The following is a 20,425-nucleotide window of genomic DNA, read 5'->3' as shown; positions in this document are numbered from 1 at the left end:
TCCGTGCATACGGCACTACGATGGAAGCTTCCACGCCCGCAGCGCCAACCCTCGCCTACCTAGAACAAGCCATTCTTCGCTTCTTGGGAAGGCCCGACGCATCCTCATGGGGAACAAGGGGAACTCAATGTCGTTCATCGGCCGTGACATGGCTATCGACCTCGGGACTGCCAACACGCTGGTGTACGTCAGGGGGCGCGGCATCGTTCTGAACGAGCCGTCCGTCGTGGCCATCAACACCAACACCGGCGGCATCCTGGCGGTCGGCGCCGAGGCAAAGAAGATGATCGGCCGCACACCGGGCAACATCGTCGCCGTGCGGCCCCTGAAGGACGGCGTGATCGCCGACTTCGAGATCACGGAGCGCATGCTCCGCTACTTCATCCTCAAGATCCACAAGCGCCGCTACCTGGCCCGCCCGCGGGTCGTCGTCTGTGTGCCCTCCGGCATCACAGGGGTCGAGCGACGCGCCGTCATCGAGGCGTCGACGCAGGCCGGCGCCCGCCAGGTGCACATCATCGAAGAGCCCATGGCCGCGGCCATCGGCTCCGGTCTGCCGGTCCACGAGGCCACCGGGAACATGGTCGTCGACATCGGTGGCGGCACCACCGAGGTCGCCGTGATCTCGCTCGGCGGAATCGTCACTGCCCAGTCGATCCGGGTCGCCGGTGACGAGCTGGACAACGCGATCATCCAGCACATCAAGAAGGAGTACTCGCTCCTCCTCGGTGAGCGCACCGCCGAACAGATCAAGATCACGATCGGCTCCGCGTTCGAGATGGAGAAGGACGAGCACACCGAGATCCGCGGACGCGACCTGGTCTCGGGCCTGCCCAAGACCGTCGTCATCTCGGCCACCGAGGTCCGCAAGGCCATCGAGGAGCCGGTCAACGCGATCGTCGACGCCGTGAAGACGACGCTCGACAAGTGCCCGCCGGAGCTCTCCGGCGACGTCATGGACCGCGGCATCGTCCTCACCGGCGGCGGCGCGCTCCTGCGGGGACTCGACGAACGGCTCCGCCACGAGACGGGCATGCCGATCCACATCGCCGAGGACCCGCTGGACTCGGTGGCGCTCGGATCCGGCAAGTGCGTCGAGGAGTTCGAGGCGCTCCAGCAGGTGCTGGACGCCCAGCCCCGACGCTAGAACACGCTGTTCCGCCGTACGGGCACTGCCGTCCCGTACGGCGGAATTGGTATACAGGCACGAACATTCCGACGAGGAAGGCACGGCCGCCGCACGTGAGGGACACACGAGAGAGCCGGCTGCTCCTGGTGCTGCTGATCGCCATCGCATTCGCCCTGATCACGGTGGATATCCGCGGTGGTGAGGAGTCTCCGGTGGACGGAGCCCGGCAGGCCGCAGCGACGGTCTTCGGGCCGGTCGAGAACGGCGTCTCGGCAGCGGTGGACCCGGTGGGCAACGCCATCGGCGCCGTACGGGACTCCGGTGACCGGCACGACCGGATCGCGGCGCTGGAGCACGAGAACGCCACACTGAAGACGAAGCTCGGCAGCGACGACCGCAACATCAGCAAGGTCCGCCAGCTCGACACCATGCTCAAGAGCGCCGGGGCCGGCCAGTACGGCATCAAGGCCGCCGAGGTCATCGCCATAGGAGCTGCCCAGGGCTTCTCCTGGACCATCACCATCGACGCAGGGGCCGACGACGGCCTCACGCGTGACATGACCGTGCTGAACGGCGAAGGGCTCGTCGGCAGGGTCACCACCGTCGGCCCGAGCACCGCGACCGTCCTGCTGGCCAACGACCCCGACTTCACCGTCGGCACCCGGCTGGAGAAGACCGACGAGCTCGGCTTCGCCACGGGACAGGGATCGCGGCCGCTCTCGGTCCAGTTCCTCAACGGCAAGGCCGAGGTGAAGAAGGGCGACCGGCTGGTCACCTTCGGCTCCAGCAAGGACAAGCCCTTCGTCCCCGGGGTCCCGGTCGGCGAGGTCGTCCGCGTGGACCCGTCCGGGGGCGACCTGACCCGGACCGTCTACGTCCAGCCGTTCGTCGGCTTCACCAAACTCGACATCGTGGGCATCGTGGTCCAGGCGCCCCGCGAGGACCCCCGCGACATGGTGCTGCCGAAGCAGCCCAAGAAGCCGGAGAAGCCCAAGCCCACCCCGACCGTCACCGTCACGGTCCAGCCCAACGGCGACCTCGTCGACGCCGAGGGGAAGGTCGTGGGGAACGTCAACGAGAAGCCCGGGTCATCCGCCTCCCCGGATGCCGCGGGGGATGCCGACACGGCCGCCGGTGACGCGGCGAACGAGCAGGAATAGAGCTGATCTCCATGCGCATCAACAGGATTCTGCTCTCCGTCGCCCTGGTCGTGGTCGCCCTCGTCATCCAGGTCGCCGTACTCGCCCGGCTCCAGCTCCCCGGTGCCACACCCGACCTCGTGCTTCTCGTCGTCCTCGGGCTCGCCTTCGTGTGGGGGCCCGTCAGCGGTGCCTTCATCGGCTTCGGCGCGGGCCTCCTCGCCGACCTGGCGCCGCCCGCCGACCACGCCGCGGGGCGCTACGCCCTGGTGCTCTGCATCATCGGCTACGTCGCCGGACTGGCCCGCCCGGAGAACGGCCAGCTCAAGTCGGCCTTCACCCCGATGGTCTTCGTCGTCGCGGCGGCCCTCGGCTCGACCCTGCTGTACGCCGGTGTCGGCGCGCTCGTCGGCGACACGGCCGCGCGCCATGTCGGCCTGGGAAGCCTGCTCTTCACGGCCGCGGTGTACGACCTGCTGCTCGCGCCGTTCACCGTTCCGCTGATCATGGCGCTCGCCAGACGCACGGAGAACGATCCGGTCGCCGACAGCTCCGGCAGCGGTGACGTCGCCGCCGGCTGGCTCGCCTCGGGCACCGGGCTGCGGATCGGCGGCCAGCGGGGCGGAATGCGTCTGAGGGCGGCCCGGGGCCGCGCCGCACGCGCGGGAAGGATCAAGGGGGTCAAGCGACTGTGAGGCCGTACCGGCACCGGACGAGGACCGGGAGCGGCCGCTCCCGTATCCCCGGCCGATCCACCACCACCGGGGGCGCCCTGTGAGCAACATTCCGGAGACCGGACGGACCCAGCGGGTCCAGATCCGTCTCGTCGTCATCCAGGTCCTCGTCTTCTCCCTGCTCCTGACGCTCGGCGGCCGGCTCTGGTACCTCCAGATCCGCAACGGCCAGGAGTACACCGACGAGGCCAAGAACAACCACGTCCAGCAGGTCGTGCAGCCGGCCGTCCGAGGGGCCATCCTCGACGCGCGGGGCGTGCCCCTCGCCGACAACGAGACCCGCCTCGTGGTCTCCGCGAGCCGCACCGAGCTGATGAAGATGAAGGACGACGGGGTCGCCGTCCTCACCCGGCTCGCCGACGTGCTCGACATGAAGCCCAAGGACGTGCAGGACAAGGTCCGGCTCTGCGACGCCAAGACCCCGCAGCCCTGCTGGAACGGCTCGCCCTACCAGCCGATCCCCGTCACCGACGAGGCCACCACCCAGCAGGCCCTCACGATCCGTGAGCGCGCCGAGGACTTCCCCGGCATCACCGCCGAGCCCACCGCCGTGCGCCGCTACGCCGCTCCCGGCAAGGCCAACACCGCGCAGGTCCTCGGCTACCTCTCCCCGGTCACCGACGAAGAGGTCACCAAGGCCCAGGACTCCGACTCGCCCTACCTCCGCTCCGACCAGGTCGGGCGCTCCGGCCTGGAGCGCACGTACGACAAGGAACTCCGCGGCAAGGCCGGCGTCACCCGGTACGAGGTCGACAACCTCGGCCGCGTCATCGGTCAGGCGCAGAACGACGCGGCGGAGCCCGGGTCGAGCGTCGTCACCTCCATCGACGCCCGGGTCCAGGCCGTCGCCGAGTACGAGCTGAACAAGGCGATGGAGACGGCCCGCAAGGAGATGGACCGCAACACCAACGAGCTGTACAAGGCCGACTCGGGGGCCGTCGTCGTGATGGAGGCCAAGACCGGCCGGATCGTCTCGATGGCCTCCCTGCCGACGTACGACCCGAACGCCTGGATCGGCGGCATCTCCGGCAAGGACTACGCCAAGCTGACCGGCAAGAAGTCCAACTTCCCGCTCCTGAACCGGGCCATCCAGGGCACCGCCGCACCGGGGTCGATCTTCAAGGTCATCTCCTCGACCGCAGCGGTGAACGCCGGATACCCGTTCGACGGCAACTACCCGTGCCCCAGCTCGTACTCCATCGGCGGCCAGACCTTCAAGAACTTCGAGTCCCAGGGCTACGGCAGCATCAGCATCGGCCGCGCCCTGGAGGTCTCCTGCGACACCGTCTACTACGGCCTGGCGCACAAGGAGTGGGCGAAGGACGGCGGCAACAAGCCGAAGAAGAGCCCCGCCGACTGGTTCTACAAGACCGCCCACCAGTTCGGCCTCGGCAAGGAGACCGGCATCGACCTCCCCAACGAGGTCGCCGGCCGCGTCCCGGACCGCCAGTGGAAGCAGGACTTCTACGACGCCAACAAGACCTCGTGGTGCAAGCAGGGCAAGAAGGACGGCACCTACGTCGAGAAGATCGCGTACGAGGGCTGCCTCGAGGGCTACAAGATGCGCGCCGGTGACTCCGTCAACTACTCCATCGGGCAGGGCGACACACTCGTCACCCCGATCCAGATGGCGACCATCTACGCCGCGATCTCCAACGGCGGCACCCTGTACGACCCGACCGTCGGCAAGGCCGTCGTCAGCGGCGACGGCAGGACCGTCCAGGAGATCGCACCCCAGGCGCACGGCAAGCTGCCCTTCAAGGGAGACACCCGCGACAAAATAGACGAAGCCCTCGCGGGAGTCGCGACCCGGGGCAGCGCCGCCTGGCGATTCGGCGGATGGCCCCAGGACAAGATCCCGATGCACGCCAAGACGGGCACGGCCGAGGTCTACGGCAAGCAGACGACCTCCTGGTTCGCCACGTACACCAAGGACTACTCGATCGTCATGACGATCTCCCAGGGTGGTACGGGCTCCGGCGCCTCCGGCCCCGCCGTGCGCAACATCTACAACGCGCTCTACGGGCTCGACGCCGACGGCAAGCAGAACCTCAAGAAGGCGCTGCTGCCGACGCCGCAGAAGACCCTGCCCAAGATCAAGCCGGACGGACAGATCGAGTCGCCCAAGATCAAGCCGTACACCCCCGCGCCCGTGGACGACGGCACGCAGGCCCTCGCCGGCGCTCTCCCGGGAACCCTGGGGAGGCGTGACTGATGGCCGGTTTCTCCGTCCCGCGCTACGGCCCGGAGGACCGCTCCGTCTGGGTGAAGCTCACCGCCCGCGACTCCGTCGTGCGGCGGCTGGACTGGCCCCTGCTCGGCTCGGGGCTCGCCCTGTCGTTCGTCGGATCGCTCCTGGTCTGGTCGGCGACCCGGGGACGCGAGTCCCTCACCCACGGCGACCCGTACTACTTCCTGTTCCGGCACGCCCTCAACACCGGCATCGGCCTGGCGCTGATGATCGGCACCATCTGGCTCGGGCACCGCACCCTGCGGGGCGCGGTGCCGGTCCTCTACGGGCTGTCGGTCGTGCTCGTCCTCGCGGTCCTCACCCCGCTGGGCGCCACCGTCAACGGCGCGCACGCCTGGATCCTGCTCCCCGGCGGCTTCTCCCTCCAGCCCTCCGAGTTCACCAAGATCACGATCATCCTCGGTATGGCGATGCTGCTCGCCGCCCGCGTCGACGCGGGCGACCAGCTGCACCCCGACCACCGGACCGTCGCCAAGGCACTCGGCCTGGCCGTCGTCCCGATGGCGGTCGTCATGCTGATGCCCGACCTCGGCTCGGTCATGGTCATGGTCGTCATCGTGCTCGGGGTGCTGCTCGCCTCCGGGGCCTCCAACCGGTGGATCTTCGGACTCCTCGGTGCGGGGACCGCCGGTGCCCTCGCCGTGTGGCAGCTCGGGGTGCTGGACGACTACCAGATCGCCCGCTTCGCGGCCTTCGCCAACCCGGCGCTCGATCCGGCCGGTGTCGGCTACAACACCAACCAGGCCCGCATCGCCATCGGCTCCGGAGGGCTCACGGGTACCGGGCTCTTCAACGGCTCGCAGACGACCGGTCAGTTCGTCCCCGAACAGCAGACCGACTTCGTCTTCACCGTCGCGGGTGAGGAGCTCGGCTTCCTCGGAGCCGGGCTGATCATCGTCCTGCTGGGTGTCGTCCTGTGGCGCGCCTGCCGGATCGCCCGCGGGACGACGGAGCTGTACGGGACGGTCGTGGCCGCCGGCATCATCGCCTGGTTCGCCTTCCAGTCCTTCGAGAACATCGGCATGACCCTCGGCATCATGCCGGTGGCCGGACTTCCGCTGCCGTTCGTGTCGTACGGGGGGTCCTCGATGTTCGCCGTCTGGGTGGCGATCGGGCTGCTCCAGTCGATCAAGGTGCAGAGGCCGATGTCGGCCTGACCGATTCGCTCCGCCCTGCATGTTCGCGCGCAGGGAGGAAAGATTCCTCCTATGGCGGACTCCAAGCGCGAGGTAGAGCGGAAGTACGAAGCGACTCCCGAGACCCGGCTGCCGGACCTGACCCGTGCGGCCGGGGTCTCGGCCGTCGTCCACCGCGGCCTCAGCGAACTGGACGCCGTCTACTACGACACCGAGGACTTCCGGCTGGCCGCGGACTCCCTCACCCTGCGCCGCAGGACAGGCGGGGACGACGCCGGCTGGCATCTCAAGATCCCCGTGTCCGCAGACGTCCGCGACGAGATCCGGGCCCCCCTCACCGAGGCCCTGCCGGACGCGCTCGGCGGACTGCTCCGCTCCCGGGTACGGCACACCCCGGTGACCCCCGTCGTGAGGATCCTCTCCGCCCGGGACGTCCACCACCTCCTCGACGAGGACGGCGCCCTGCTCGCCGAGGTCAGCATCGACGAAGTCCTCGCTGAGCGGCTCACCGAGCGGGGGCACGGCACCACGGCGGCGTGGACCGAGATGGAGGTCGAGCTGGCCGACGACGGCGACCCGGCCCTCCTCGACGCCGTGGAGCGGCGGCTGCGCAAGGCCGGTGTCCGGCCCTCGGCCGCACCCTCCAAGCTCGCCAGGGCCCTGGCCGAGACCGCCCCCGGGAAACAGCGGCGGACCAGGAAGGAGCGCTCCCCGCGCACCGCGGGCGACCACGTGCTCGCCTACGTACGGCGCCAGGCCGCGGCCCTCGTGGAGCTGGACCCCGCAGTCCGCCGCGATCTCCCCGACAGCGTGCACCGTATGCGGGTCGCCACCCGCCGGCTGCGCAGCGCCCTCAGGACGTACCGCGCCCTGCTCGACCGGACCGCCACCGACCCGCTCCGCGACGAGCTCAAGTGGCTCGCCGCCGAGCTCGGGGTCGTCCGCGACAGGGAGGTCCTGGAGGAGCGGCTCCGCGCCCGCGTGGCGGAGCTCCCTGCGTCCCTGGTCCTGGGCCCGGTGGCCGCCCGGCTGACACTCACCTCCGTGGCCCGCCGCACCGGTTCGCGCAGGCGGGTCGAGTCCGTGCTCGACGCGGAGCGCTACCTGGCGCTGCTGGACTCCCTGGACGCGCTCCTCGCCGATCCGCCCCTGCTCCCCGCCGCCGCCCGGGCACCGAGGGACGCCCTGCCGCGCGCCGTGCTCAAGGACTACGGCCGCCTGGCCGCCCGCGTCGAGCACGCCCTGGAACAGCGGCCGGGTGAGGAACGCGACCTGGCGATGCACGAGGCACGCAAGGCCGCCAAGCGCGTCCGCTACGCCGCCGAGGCCGCGAGGCCCGCCCTGGGCGGGCCGGCCAGGAGGTTCGCCAGGCGGATGAAGTCCGTGCAGTCGGTCCTCGGCGACCACCAGGACAGCGTCCTCGCCCGGGACGCCCTGCGGACCCTCGCGGTCCAGGCCCACGGCGCGGGGGAGTCCGCCTTCACCTGGGGACTGCTGTACGGCACGGAGGAGGCCGCGGCGGCCGCGCGGGAACGCGAACTCCCCGAGGTATGGGCCAGGGCGTCACGCCCCGGTCTGCGGGCGGCGCTGAAAGGCTGAGCACCGGGTTACGCTTGATGGTCACCCCTGCCAGCTACGAAGGTCCACAGATGTCTGCCGAGTCGGTCTTCCCGCAGCTCGAAGCTCTGCTCCCGCATGTGCAGAAGCCCATCCAGTACGTCGGCGGTGAGCTGAACTCCACCGTCAAACCGTGGGACGCATGCGACGTCCGCTGGGCACTCATGTACCCGGACGCCTACGAGGTCGGGCTCCCCAACCAGGGCGTCATGATCCTCTACGAGGTGCTCAACGAGCGCGAGGGCGTCCTCGCCGAGCGCACGTACAGCGTGTGGCCGGATCTCGAGGAGCTGATGCGCGAGCACCAGGTGCCCCAGTTCACCGTGGACAGCCACCGCCCCGTCAGCGCGTTCGACGTGTTCGGCCTCAGCTTCTCCACCGAGCTCGGCTACACCAACATGCTCACGGCCCTGGACCTGGCGGGCATCCCGCTGGAGTCCAAGGACCGCACCGTCGACCACCCGATCGTGCTGGCGGGCGGCCACGCCGCGTTCAACCCCGAGCCGATCGCGGACTTCATCGACTGCGCGGTCATCGGCGACGGCGAGCAGGCCGTCCTGGAGATCACCGAGATCATCCGCGCCTGGAAGGCGGAGGGCAGGCCCGGCGGCCGCGAAGAGGTGCTGTTCCGCCTCGCGCGGACCGGTGGCGTCTACGTCCCCGGCTTCTACGACGTCGAGTACCTCCCCGACGGCCGGATCGGCCGCGTCGTGCCCAACAGGTCCGGTGTCCCGTGGCGCGTGTCCAAGCACACCGTCATGGACCTCGACGAATGGCCGTACCCGAAGCAGCCGCTCGTCCCCCTCGCCGAGACCGTCCACGAGCGGATGTCCGTCGAGATCTTCCGCGGCTGCACCCGCGGCTGCCGCTTCTGCCAGGCCGGCATGATCACGCGCCCCGTGCGGGAGCGAAGCATCACCGGCATCGGCGAGATGGTGGACAAGGGGCTCAAGGCCACGGGCTTCGAGGAGGTCGGCCTCCTGTCGCTCTCCTCCGCGGACCACAGCGAGATCGGCGACATCGCCAAGGGCCTCGCCGACCGCTACACCGACGACAAGATCGGCCTCTCGCTGCCCTCCACCCGCGTCGACGCGTTCAACGTGGACCTGGCCAACGAGCTGACCCGCAACGGCCGCAGGTCGGGCCTCACCTTCGCCCCCGAGGGCGGCTCCGAGCGCATGCGCAAGGTCATCAACAAGATGGTCTCGGAGGAGGACCTGATCCGCACGGTCGCCACCGCCTACGGCAACGGCTGGCGCCAGGTGAAGCTGTACTTCATGTGCGGCCTGCCGACCGAGACCGACGAGGACGTCCTCCAGATCGGTGACATGGCGGTCAACGTCATCGCCAAGGGCCGCGAGGTCTCCGGGCAGAACGACATCCGCTGCACGGTCTCCATCGGTGGCTTCGTGCCCAAGCCGCACACGCCCTTCCAGTGGGCCCCGCAGCTCAGCGCCGAGGACACCGACGCCCGGCTGAAGAAGCTCCGGGACAAGATCCGCGACGACAAGAAGTACGGCCGCTCCATCGGCTTCCGCTACCACGACGGCAAGCCCGGCATCGTCGAGGGCCTGCTCTCGCGCGGTGACCGCCGGGTGGGCTCCGTCATCCGCGAGGTCTACGAGTCCGGCGGCCGCTTCGACGGCTGGCGCGAGCACTTCAGCTACGACCTCTGGATGAAGAGCGCGCAGAAGGCGCTCCCCGCCTTCGGCGTCGACGTCGACTGGTACACCACCCGCGAGCGGACGTACGAGGAGGTCCTGCCCTGGGACCACCTGGACTCCGGCCTCGACAAGGACTGGCTCTGGGAGGACTGGCAGGACTCGCTCGACGAGACCGAGGTCGAGGACTGCCGCTGGACGCCGTGCTTCGACTGCGGGGTCTGCCCGCAGTTCGACACGTGGCCACAACTGAGTGAGAGCGGTAAGAAGATGCTCCCGCTCACGGTGGTAAAACCCTCGTGACCAGCGCAGATGCTGTCCGTCGGCTGGCTGAGTCGCTCGCGGGCATGACCGATGCGGAGCGGGCCGAGATCCTTCGAGGGCTCGGTGCGAGAGAGCGTGAGCAGGCTTCGCGCACGCTGCGGCGAACGCCGCTCCCTGCCCCTCGGCAAGACGGCGGGCGCATCGTCTCGGCCGTGGAGTGGGTGTAGGTAGGTAGAGGGCGTCCGGCCCGACACAGAGCCGGACGCCTTTTGCGTGCCCTCTCTGGGACGCAACCGCCCCTGACCGGCTGGGGTGAACACGCCCCCTTGACCAGCACAGTCCGGCAGGGTGAGGGTCGTGCAACCAGACGCAACGCGCTCGACAGGGAGGGACCTCATGGCCTTACGGTTCGTTGGTAAAGATCCTGAGTCCGGAGATCACGGATCACCTGCTGTGTGGGTGGACCAGGAGTCGAAGGATCTTGTGATCCAGGGGTGGACAGCAGACGACCAGACCACGGGCGAAAGCTCACGGGATGTTCTGATCCCCGGGCATGAGTCGGTGATCAGGGTTCCGAAGCGGATGGTCCCGCTTCTCAGGGAGGCGCTTCGTGTCGCAGAGTCTGACTGACTTCTCTGACCTCATCAGGTCAGTGCGGGAGTCAGCCGTGCATCTTGAGATGCGCGACGGATACGGCGTTGAGAACGAGATCGAAGGCTTCACCGCATGGAAGCAGGGGCACCGGCTCAACCCGGAGGACAAGGGTTCATGGTGGCGTCCCTGGCTTGACCTCGTTCAAGAGGTCACGGCTAAGGGCGTCGTGATCCGACGTGCCCGCATCGTGTCGGAGCCTGTCAGCGATTACATCGCGTTCGAGCACTCCGGCACGTTCACCAACGTGGCGGCCGGAGAGCAGATCCGTTGGCTGCCCCGGCGCAGTGCTTCGGACCTGGCCCTGCCGGGCAACGACTTCTGGTTGTTCGACGGCAGGCTTGTTCAGTTCAACGTCTTCGACGGCGTCGGCAGGTGGGTCCACACCGATCAGACGGAGGACGCTGCCGTAGCCAAGATGTGTGCGTCGGCGTTCGAAGCTGTGTGGGAGCGGGGCATCCCGCACGAGAAGTACACCGTCTGATTCCTGACCGGTCAGCTCATGCCTTCCTCCCCACTCTCCAGCGCCCAAGCGGCGCGAGCCGCTGTGGCTGCCCGCTTGCAGGGGCTCATGCAAGACGCTGGGCTCACTGGGCATGAGTTGGCTGCTCGGTGCGGATGGCACAAGTCGAAGTCGTCGCGGATCGCACGCGGCAAGACGCCGCCCTCAGACGCTGACATCCGTGCTTGGTGCGTTGCCTGCGGGGCCGATGATCACGCTGCCGATCTGATCGCTGCGTCCCGCAACGCGGAGTCGATGTACGTCGAGTGGCGGCAGATCCACCGTGACGGGATGCGGCGAGTTCATGAGCAGACTGTCCCGCTGTACCAGCGGACCCGCTCCTTTCGCGTGTACGCCTCGAACGTCATGCCGGGGATGCTCCAGACGCCCGGTTACGCGACGGGACTTCTGCGGTCCATCACGACCTTCCAGGGAACTCCGGACGACGTAGCCGACGCGGTGCAGGCTCGGACCCAACGGTCCCGCGTGATCCGGGAGGGAGATCATCGGTTCGCGCTGGTACTCGAAGAGACGGTTCTCTACTACCGGGTGAGCGACGATGCCGCGATGGCGGCGCAGCTCGAACACGTGCTCTCGGTGATGAGACAGCCGAACGTATCCCTCGGCATCATCCCCGCGCGTGCTTGTCGAACCGTCTGGCCGCTCGAAGCCTTCTACGCCTTCGACGACAACCAGGTAGCGGTGGAGACTCTCACGGCAGAGATCAACCTGACCACACCCGGCGAGATCAGTACGTACCTTCGAGCCTTCTCCGAACTGTCCCGATCGGCCGTGCGCGGAGCCGAAGCCCGCGCCCTGATCGTGAAGGCCCTCGACGCTCTCGGGTGAACTTGTGCAACCGTGTGCAACAGCGTGGACCCCTCGCAACGCTGCTCCCTACGGTCTGTACATCGACATCAGAAGCGGGACGGGAAGGCGTGCGGCGTGAGCGAGAGGCAGACGACCATGACCGGACCGGTACACCTGACCCTTCCCCATCCACCCCCGAAACCGGCGGCTGGCTGTGGTGTCTGTGAGGCGCTGGCCATACAGAGACAGACAGCACGGGACAGGGGTGACCTGTCGGCGGCGACGGATGCCGACGTGGAGATCCGTAGCCACCCGCACAAGACGCGGCGGCCAAGGTGAAAGGGGCTCTGCTCCGGTACGTGCTGTACCGGATCAAGGAGCACCCGGATACCGAAGTGACGTACGAGGCTGAGTGCTTGTGGTGCAAGTGGACGGCGCAGCCGTCGACAGACTCCGAAGCGGTCGACGTCGAGTGCATGAGCCATACCGGCCGTAGTGGGCACAAGGGGTTCCGGCGCATCCGTACGTCGTTCGCCATGGTGGTGCGCGCCGAGTAGGTACAGGCTCCTGCCCCTCCCGTGATCGCGGCGGCGCGAGACGGTAGGGGCAGGGTTTACAGCAACACAGATAGGCCGCTCGTTACGTTCAGGGGCCTATCCTCCAGTAGGCAGGGCTGCCAGCCCTCGTGTGGTGTCAGCCCTGGTCTTCCCAATCTGCCGCGCAGAACCGGGCTGCGCTGACGAGAGAGTCCCCAGCTCGGGTGACGCGGGAGTACATGTTGAAGTCGTAGAGGCCGGTCTCGCCGTCAAGGCCGAAGATCAGTCCCAGCTCGTGAGTCTCGATGTGCTGGAACAAGGCTGCGTTGACCGAGGAAGGTGTCATGCCGACGAGCCGGATACCGGCGTAGACCACCTGAGGCCCAGTGCGCCCGTGCAGATCTACGGCTCCCAGGACCGGCACGCCCTCCTGGTACCAGTAGTGCGCACTGACTCCGGCTCTCTCAAACCGTTCCTCAGCCAGCGTCCACGGCCAGCTCTTTCCATGCCACCAGTGAGCGAACTGCCCCTGCCGCCCCGCCGGCGCTTCGCCGTCCAGCGCGGCCGAAACCTCCAGCGGGCTTATCCCGAACCGTAGAGGTCCGACGGATTTCAGCGGCGTCCACTCCCAGAGTGGACGGTCGTGATCATCTGTCACTGGCCAGGTGCCGTTGCTCTTCTCCTGCTCCCGAACGTCCTGCCAGTGGATGACCGGCACAGCTGCGTACGGGTCTTCAGCCAATTCGGGGCCTACGAGCAGGGCAGAGGTGATGACCGCGTCTTGGCGCTGCAACTCCCTCTCGGGCGACATCTGCCATTCCTGCGCGGTGCCCATGGACACTCCCCATGCAGCGATCTCCGGATCACCGCTCCAGTTCAAGCGAACCGAGACCCCTTCTCGGCACGCGAGTTCGTGGATGTCTGAGCGGACTTCGGACGGAACTCGGCCTATCAGCTCGACATCCCCCAACCGCACGAGAGGGCCGTCAAGGGCGTTGATCGCCACGGCGACCAGCAACATCCCCTGCTTGTAGATCCCGGTCACCCCGAGATCGCCGTACGGTACCCAGAACTCACCGTCGGCCGAGACCTGCCCACCGCCGTTGTCGACCCCACCCAAGGCCGCCTTCACCTCGTCAGAGTCCATCCCGAACCGCAACGGCCCCACTCCCACCAAGGGGTCAAGCACCCATTGCGCCCGCTCCTCGGGCTTTCTGTCCCACCAGCTCATCCCAACCCCATGTTCGAACCGAGATCCCGCTACGGCCTGCGGAAATCTTGATCGTCACTCTAAGTGGGGCTTGCGACGCAGCGGTCGTTGGTGACGTATCTGCCGCCGGTACCGGTCGACCTGGCGACCTCCTCGAGTCACGAATCCGGCTTCGGCGCGGTGCTGTCCCCCTCAGGCGCTGCCTCCCAGGTGGCGGTACAGGGTGGCTCTGGAGATCCCCAGCGCCTTAGCGATGGCGCTGACGCTCTCTCCCTTCGCGTGCCGGGCACGGGCCACGGCCAGCTTGTCGTCGTCCACGACGGTCGGGCGTCCACCGTGGTTGCCCTTGCGGGCCGCAGCGTCGAGCCCTTCCAACGTCTTCTCCCGGATGCCTTCCCGCTCGACCTCCGCACTGACGGCGAGGACGGCGAACACGATGGCACCCGCCCCGTTCGGGTCGTACACACCCTGGAGAGGACCGGACAGAAGTTCCAGTTGGATGCCGTCTGCCTGAAGGGTGGAAGACAGGGTCATCAGCTCTGACGCGCTGCGGGCAAGACGCTTCATCTCGACCACGGTCAGGATGACCGGCTGGTTCGGTGCTGCCTGCTTGAACTCGCGTGCCAGCGTGAGCGCCTTCTCAAGCTCCGGCCGTTCCTTCACGCGGGTACTGATCTTCTCGGAGAACACGCGGGTGCACTGCGCCCCTGCAAGGGCGTCCAACTGCGACTGGAGTTCCTGCCCCACTGTCGAGCAACGGGCGTAACCAAGCCGGATCGCTGCGCCCGGCGTCCCTTCGGGTGCCTGTGCCACGGGTGCGCCCTGCGCCCATGCCTTACCGGGGTTGCGGTCGGCCGGAGTCTTCACGGTCAGCTCAGCCTTGAGCGCGGGCACCAGCGCGAAGCGGCCTGTGTGGTAGTTCGCTGCCACCTTGCCCGCGCCGGTACGGCAGGGGCTCCCTGCGGGTGCCTGGCACTTCGGGCAGTCGTGGAGCTCGACCTGTCCGGCCGGCGCGATCGTCTTCGTCATGACCGGACCGTCTCATAAACGTGTCTCGAAAACTAGCCATGAGATGGATATTTTGAGACGGGTTTCGAGACGGTGAGGCAGGGGTGAAACGGACGCCGTCGAGAGGGTGGCCGAGTGTCTCACTAACGATGGTTTATGAGACGCCCTTCCCTTGGTCCTGGTGGGCGCTGTTGTGCCCGCCGGTCAGCCTGCCTGTGCTGGCCAGTGCGAGGCGCCGTGTGCCTGCCTCCCGGCCTGCTGGCCAGCGCTCGACCGCAGGCAGGCAGTCGCCCTGTCGGGCGCTCTGGTCGGTGCACAGCCGTACATCTGTCGACGGCAGGCAGAGGCGGGCCAGGCGGGCAGCGGCGAAGGGGTGGGGTATGACCCCCGAAGGGGGCAAGCTCGCATCGCCGAGTCTTAGCAGCTCAGATCCTGCCACGGTTTCAGGGTCTTCCAGGGCTGCCCTGGTGTCCGGCCGGCGGCGGGATAGTGCCTGTTCATCTGGGCGACGGCGGAGGAACGCAAGGAATAGAGGCTGCCTGGCCTTGCCCTCGTGGCTGCGGCAGGTGGCCGCGTAGCGGCCCAAAGGGGTAGGCCCCTACCCGCTTGCGGACTAGCTCTATGGGGGCGGGGCAGCGCCCCACTGAGCTTGCTTCCTGGGCCTCCTCCTTCGGCCCTTACGGGCCGCTCTGTCGTAGTGGCTGCGGACTGTGGCGGCGGAGCCGCCGCCTGCCGCTTATCCCTTTGCCGTTGCCCTGCCTTGTGGGCGCTGCCGCGCCTTGCTTCCGTTCGCCGTAGAGCCAAGGGGCTACGCCCTGTCGGCCCCGGAGGGGGCCGCACTGCACTGGAGCCAAATAGATAAGAGAGGGCGTGAACGTTCGTGCAGGTCAGGTGCTGTATGAGCACACGCCAGGCGTGCTCTGACTACACGCGTGGTGTGCGGTCACCTGTCCTGGTGGACGCGGCAGGGTACCGGCGCACCCTTGGCCTTCTGGAACAGGTGAGGCGGAAGCACCAGGCAGGCCGCGCCGGAACGGGGCGAGATGAGGTGGAGATCCTTGGCGCGTGCTACCGCGTTGCGGGTGCTCTGGTCGGATAGCCGCTTGCCGTCCTTGCCGAGCAGTGCGGCCAGGCGGCCCGGCTCGAACGCGGCGTGTCCGTGGCGGTCGGCCCATCCGATGGCGGCGAAGTGGACCCGGTACGCGAGCGGGTGCCCATGGTCCTGCGCCATGCGCCGGTACTCATGCTGAGAGACCCCGCCCCACGGGCGGTCATGACCGAAGCTGATAGTCACTGGTCGCGGCTCCCGTCGTTGGGGCCGCAGGTGTGGGCGTGTCCATCGATGAGGGGCGACGCACACGCCTCACAGGTCCAGACGATTTCGCTCGTGATGTTCAAGGGTTCGCGACTCCTGTCGATGGAGCGCAGCACGTAGCCACGGCTCGGCGGTTGGAAGTCGCGCAGTTCCGTCCTGCGCTTCGGGAGTCCCTCGACGTCCCTGCGAGCCCCTCGGGATCGCGGCCTCTCGCGGAGTGGCCAGCTCTACCACCGCTGAACAGTGGGAGCTACGGTCCCCGCTCCGTCAAAGAGCGGGGAGGTATTCCTACGTGGCGGGTTGCTCGGCTGTCAAGCCGAGCCCCTCCCTGTCCTTGCTGTCAGAGCTTCGCTGCGAAGTCGTCGCTCTTGATGACGAGCCGTTCGCGTACGTCACGGGGAATCTTGAGACGCAGATGCACGGAGGGTGCACGCACGCCCTTGACCTTGGTGCGTGTGACCTCGCACGTGATGCCCACGCGGCGGAGGTCCTCAGCCATGACCTCCATCCCTCCGGACTCCCATGCTTCACGGAACGTCTTGCCGTTGTGGATCAGGGTCCATCGGTCCTGTGTGGTCTCGGGATCGATCGCGCTCAGTTCCTCTGAGAACTTGTCGAACGTCTTCTCTGCCTGCTCCTGAGCGAACCGCGTCTTCGTGTAGCGGCCTCCCGGCTCAAGTTCCTTCATGTAGTAGGCGATGGCCTCTTCGAGCCGCTTCACCTCGGCCCGAGCCTCAGCGCCCTGGGCGTACTCGCGGACTTGCACGGGGAAGTCGCCGAGCACCCGCAGCACATCGCCCACCAGGACGTCGTACACGCCCTGTGGGTCCGGTGCGCCGAGCCCCCCGCTCTTGCACTTCTGGCACCGGAGGTAGCGGTACTGGCCGAACTTGTTGGACGTGACATGCACCGTCATGTTGGACGTGCAGTCGGCGCAGACCAGTACGCCGAGGAACTGCGTCGCGCCGTGCGTCTGACGCTGGGGCTGGTTCTTGCCGCGCCGGTCGATGGCCTCTTGCAGTTCGTTGTACTCGTCCTCAGTGAAGATCGGTTCGGCCACCCTGATCGGCTTGCCATCGTGTCCGAGGATCAGCTTGGAGCGACGCACACCCTTGTTCTTGTTCTCCTCCACCCGGTAACCCATGAGTGCCGGGTTGCGGAGGCGACGGAGGAGAGTCGTCGTGGTGAGCCCTGCGGACATGAGCCCGGACCGGACGAGACACACAGCCATGCGCCGGGCGGACACTCCCCGCAGCGCCATGCGGCGCGCCCACTGCAACGCCTTCTGTGCGACAGGGTCGATGGCAAGGGCCGATCTTCCGTTCACCTTCGTCGTGACGAAGCCGTACGCGGGCTTGCCCACGAGCCACGCGTCCTGAGTCCGCGTGTAGTCCCAGAGCGACGCGACGCGGGTCGATGTGTTCGCCGCCTCGATCTCGGCGATACCCCCGATGAGCGTGACCATCATCCGGCCGACGGTGGATTCAAGGTCGATCGAGTCGTTCTTCGATGCCAGGTTCTTTCCGTACCGCTGGCACCACTCGATCATGGTGGAGAGATCCGACATGCGGCGGATGAACCTGTCGAGCTTCCAGAAGAGCAGAGCATCGAACTCGGGAGATCGGTTGTTCAGCCACTCGCCGAGTTCCTTACGCTTCCACGGTGGAACCTTCGTTGCCGAGACGTTGAGGTCGGAGGCAACGCCGACGACTCGATACCCCTTGTCCCTGGCCAGTAGGCGAAGGTCGAGTTCCTGCCGCACCGGCGAGGTGGTGTCCTCCGTAAGTACGGACAGGCGGATGGAGAGCAGAGCGCGCGGTGCGTCCGCAGGAAGCAGAGCCTCCGCCTTCTTCAGCTCCTTGAGTAGAGCGAGGTCCGAGGGGGTCCACTCGGCTTCGATGTCGTACGTCTTCATGGCTCGGAGAGTAGCTATGGATTTAGCCATGTGTCCATCTGCCCGCAGCTCGACCTCGACATCCAGATCGGCCCCACCGGCAAGAAGCTCCTGCCGCTGACGGTCGTGAAGTAGCCCCTCCGGGTGACAGCCCGATGACGGAAGCCCGGCCCGGGAAACCCTGGGCCGGGCTTACGCGTCTTCCCCGGCATGGACCTCGACAAGCACCACACTCCCGCGGCGTACGAGGGCGGAGAGGGCTGTCTGACCACCCTCGTCAGGATTCCGGTGCGGATCGTGGTGCTGGTGCTCGTCCTGCCGGTCCGCATGCTCTGGGACCTGCTCGTCGCCGGCGGCCGCCTCCTGGACCGGGCACTGCTGCGCCCGCTGGGCCGGGCGCTGGGATGGGCCTACGAGCAGGTGCTCACTCCGGCGGGGAGGGCGCTGGCCTGGCTGGCCGTGGCCCTCCTCGTCCGGCCCTGGGTCGGGCTGTGGCGTTACGTCGTCGTCCCGGTCGTCCGGTACGGGGTCGTGGCCCCGCTGGTGTGGCTCCACGCGACGGTGCTCACCCCGGCCGGACACGGGCTGCGGTGGGTGTACGGCGCGCTGCTCGTCCCGGCGGTGACCGGAGTCGTCACCCTGCTCCTGGTGTGGCCGGCCGTCGGGGTGTGGCGGTATCTCCTCAGGCCGCTCGCCATCGGGGGAGCGTGGGTGGTGGCGACGCTGGTGGTGCTGCCGCTGGTGTGGACGTACCGGAAGGTGCTGACGCCGCTCGGGCGCGGTGTCGTGTGGACGCTCGGCGTGGTGGGGCAGGGGTTCGCGTTCCTGGGGCGGGGGCTGTGGGCCGGTGCGGCGTGGCTCGTGACGACGCTGATCGTGCTGCCCCTCGGCTGGGTGTACCGGAACGTCCTCGCCCCGGTGGGCCGGGAGATCGTCGCGGCCGTCGGCGTCGCCTGGCGGATCGCCGGCTTCCTCTCGCGCGCCGTCGGCCGCGCGCTGGCCTGGCTCGCGTGGCACCTGGTCGGAGCACCCGTGACCTGGGCCTACCGCACGGTGTGCACACCGGTGGGCCACTTCCTGCGCGACGCGGCCTGGGCGCCCGCGAAGAGGGCCGCGCTGGAGGCGGGCCACGCGGCCCGTGGCGCCCTGGCCTCGGCCCGCGAGACCCTGCGCGCGGCGCGCCGGGACGCGTGGCGCGCCCTGGTGGGAGCGCCGCAGGTCACGGAGGTGCGGGAACTCGAAGGGTCCGCTGCGCGTACCCTGGGTAGGACAACGACTGTCCCCAGCGCGGCGCCCGCGTCCGAGATCTCCCTGCTTGCCGGTAAAACCGTCAGGCGGGGGTGAGCCGGAGCGGCACCCCGGGGCACCCTGTACTTCGTGGGCGGCACGCCACCGCGGCCGCCCCGCACCGAGGAGAAGAACCACTGGGCAAGCGACAGCCCGAAGGCCCGCCGCCCGCACCGGCGGTGCAGCGCATCCGACTGCGCTACACCAAGCGGGGCCGCCTCCGGTTCACCAGTCACAGAGACTTCCAGCGTGCCTTCGAGCGGGCGCTGCGCCGCTCCGAGGTGCCCATGGCCTACTCGGCCGGCTTCACCCCCCACCCGAAGGTGTCGTACGCCAACGCCGCCCCCACGGGTACGGGCAGCGAGGCCGAGTTCCTGGAGATCGCCCTCACCGAGGCGCGGGATCCGGACGTCCTGCGCACCCTGCTCGACGCGTCGATGCCCGAGGGCCTCGACATCATCGACGCGGTGGAGGCCCGCACCTCCGGCCTCGCCGACCGTTTGACCGCCTCCGTATGGGAGATGCGGCTGGACGGGGTGGCCGTACAGGACGCGGAGAAGGCCGTTGCGGCCTTCCTGGACGCCGGGACCGTGGAGGTCCAGCGGCGCGCGAAGAACGGCGTGCGGACCTTTGACGCCCGTGCCGCCGTCGCCGACCTGCAGGCACATGATCCACAGCCTGATAGGTCCGGGGACAGGCCCTGTGCGATACTGCGCCTGGTAGTGCGGCACGTGACACCCGCCGTACGACCCGACGACGTCCTGTCCGGTCTCCGAGCTGTGGCCGACCTGACGCCGCCGGTCCCCGCAGCGGTGACCAGGCTGGCGCAGGGGCTCTTCGACGAGGAGTCCGGCACGGTGACCGACCCGCTCGCGCCCGACCGCGAGGCTGCCCCGGCCGTTTCGACGGCCGATCCGGCAGCCGCCGCGACGGCGCCGGAAGGTGCAGGTTCCGCGTAAGGCGGTCGTTGTAGCGCAGCCCTCGGACCCGGGAGCCACCTGGGTCGGGCCGTGCACCGCCCCATAAGACTTTCGCCAGGCCGTGCGTAGCCCGTACGGAATCGGCGAGCCAGACATCAGCTCCCGTGCGGCGCCCGCGCCCCGGACGGCGGTAGCGCGCACATCGCGCGCATAGCGCCGGACCGGAATCAGGCGCGGCGCCCGGGAGCGCGACGGGAGAACCGCCCGCATGCACGAGCCGAACGAATCCGGTACCACCGGAAACGCCGAAGACAGCAACGCCCCCGGGGACAAGCTGCCGCCGCGCCGCAGGCGCCGCGCC

At 68.4% G+C, this 20,425-nt stretch carries 15 protein-coding genes; 11 read left to right on the top strand and 4 right to left on the bottom strand.

The window, feature by feature from the left end:
* Positions 1-127: 127 nt before the first annotated feature.
* The 9 genes from B9S57_RS15785 to B9S57_RS15740 all read left to right on the top strand — a co-directional run bounded on the left by B9S57_RS15785 (position 128) and on the right by B9S57_RS15740 (position 11,933).
* Entirely contained in the window at positions 128-1,147 is a 1,020-nt protein-coding gene (locus B9S57_RS15785; RefSeq protein WP_073746922.1) for a rod shape-determining protein, read from the top strand.
* Positions 1,148-1,242: 95 nt separating this feature from the next.
* On the top strand, positions 1,243-2,289 hold the full coding sequence (gene mreC / locus B9S57_RS15780; RefSeq protein WP_103516216.1) for a rod shape-determining protein MreC: 1,047 nt from the start codon (positions 1,243-1,245) through the stop codon (positions 2,287-2,289).
* An 11-nt stretch (positions 2,290-2,300) separates the two neighbouring features.
* Positions 2,301-2,963 (top strand): rod shape-determining protein MreD, encoded by a 663-nt coding sequence (gene mreD / locus B9S57_RS15775; RefSeq protein ID WP_103516215.1) that lies wholly within the window; start codon positions 2,301-2,303, stop codon positions 2,961-2,963.
* Positions 2,964-3,042: 79 nt separating this feature from the next.
* Positions 3,043-5,217 (top strand): penicillin-binding protein 2, encoded by a 2,175-nt coding sequence (gene mrdA, locus B9S57_RS15770; RefSeq protein ID WP_103516214.1) that lies wholly within the window; start codon positions 3,043-3,045, stop codon positions 5,215-5,217.
* Entirely contained in the window at positions 5,217-6,410 is a 1,194-nt protein-coding gene (gene rodA / locus B9S57_RS15765; protein WP_103516213.1) for a rod shape-determining protein RodA, read from the top strand. Before mrdA ends, rodA begins: the two co-directional genes overlap by 1 nt.
* Positions 6,411-6,461: 51 nt before the next feature.
* The gene (locus B9S57_RS15760) at positions 6,462-7,988 is read left to right on the top strand and encodes a CYTH and CHAD domain-containing protein (RefSeq protein ID WP_103516212.1); all 1,527 of its coding nucleotides are present in this window, start codon (positions 6,462-6,464) and stop codon (positions 7,986-7,988) included.
* A gap of 50 nt (positions 7,989-8,038) precedes the next feature.
* Positions 8,039-9,970 (top strand): TIGR03960 family B12-binding radical SAM protein, encoded by a 1,932-nt coding sequence (locus B9S57_RS15755; protein ID WP_103516211.1) that lies wholly within the window; start codon positions 8,039-8,041, stop codon positions 9,968-9,970.
* A 571-nt stretch (positions 9,971-10,541) separates the two neighbouring features.
* Positions 10,542-11,066: a DUF6879 family protein gene (locus B9S57_RS15745; protein ID WP_103516209.1), complete on the top strand. Its 525-nt coding sequence runs from the start codon at positions 10,542-10,544 to the stop codon at positions 11,064-11,066.
* Positions 11,067-11,084: 18 nt separating this feature from the next.
* On the top strand, positions 11,085-11,933 hold the full coding sequence (locus B9S57_RS15740) for a helix-turn-helix transcriptional regulator (RefSeq protein WP_103516208.1): 849 nt from the start codon (positions 11,085-11,087) through the stop codon (positions 11,931-11,933).
* A gap of 654 nt (positions 11,934-12,587) precedes the next feature.
* On the opposite strand, the gene B9S57_RS34480 is transcribed toward B9S57_RS15740, so the two are convergent.
* From B9S57_RS34480 to B9S57_RS15710, 4 genes are all read right to left on the bottom strand, one after another.
* Positions 12,588-13,661: a hypothetical protein gene (locus B9S57_RS34480; RefSeq protein ID WP_181011360.1), complete on the bottom strand. Its 1,074-nt coding sequence runs from the start codon at positions 13,659-13,661 to the stop codon at positions 12,588-12,590.
* 171 nt (positions 13,662-13,832) lie between these two features.
* On the bottom strand, positions 13,833-14,669 hold the full coding sequence (locus tag B9S57_RS15720; protein ID WP_103516206.1) for a recombinase family protein: 837 nt from the start codon (positions 14,667-14,669) through the stop codon (positions 13,833-13,835).
* Between the two features lie 922 nt (positions 14,670-15,591).
* Positions 15,592-15,879, bottom strand: coding sequence for a hypothetical protein (locus B9S57_RS35480; RefSeq protein ID WP_258036404.1), 288 nt, complete (start codon positions 15,877-15,879; stop codon positions 15,592-15,594).
* A gap of 424 nt (positions 15,880-16,303) precedes the next feature.
* Positions 16,304-17,878 (bottom strand): recombinase family protein, encoded by a 1,575-nt coding sequence (locus B9S57_RS15710; RefSeq protein ID WP_258036403.1) that lies wholly within the window; start codon positions 17,876-17,878, stop codon positions 16,304-16,306.
* A 189-nt stretch (positions 17,879-18,067) separates the two neighbouring features.
* Here B9S57_RS15710 and B9S57_RS15705 point away from each other — a divergent pair, with 189 nt between their 5' ends.
* Positions 18,068-19,201 (top strand): hypothetical protein, encoded by a 1,134-nt coding sequence (locus tag B9S57_RS15705; RefSeq protein ID WP_103516205.1) that lies wholly within the window; start codon positions 18,068-18,070, stop codon positions 19,199-19,201.
* A 122-nt stretch (positions 19,202-19,323) separates the two neighbouring features.
* Positions 19,324-20,103 (top strand): TIGR03936 family radical SAM-associated protein, encoded by a 780-nt coding sequence (locus tag B9S57_RS15700; protein WP_103516204.1) that lies wholly within the window; start codon positions 19,324-19,326, stop codon positions 20,101-20,103.
* The last annotated feature ends 322 nt before the right edge of the window (positions 20,104-20,425 follow it).

The sequence above is a fragment of the Streptomyces sp. SM10 genome, assembly GCF_002910915.1.
In the GTDB taxonomy this organism is placed as follows: Bacteria; Actinomycetota; Actinomycetes; order Streptomycetales; family Streptomycetaceae; genus Streptomyces.
Note: the sequence above shows the minus strand (reverse complement) of the source record. Positions and strands in the feature narration are given on the sequence as shown.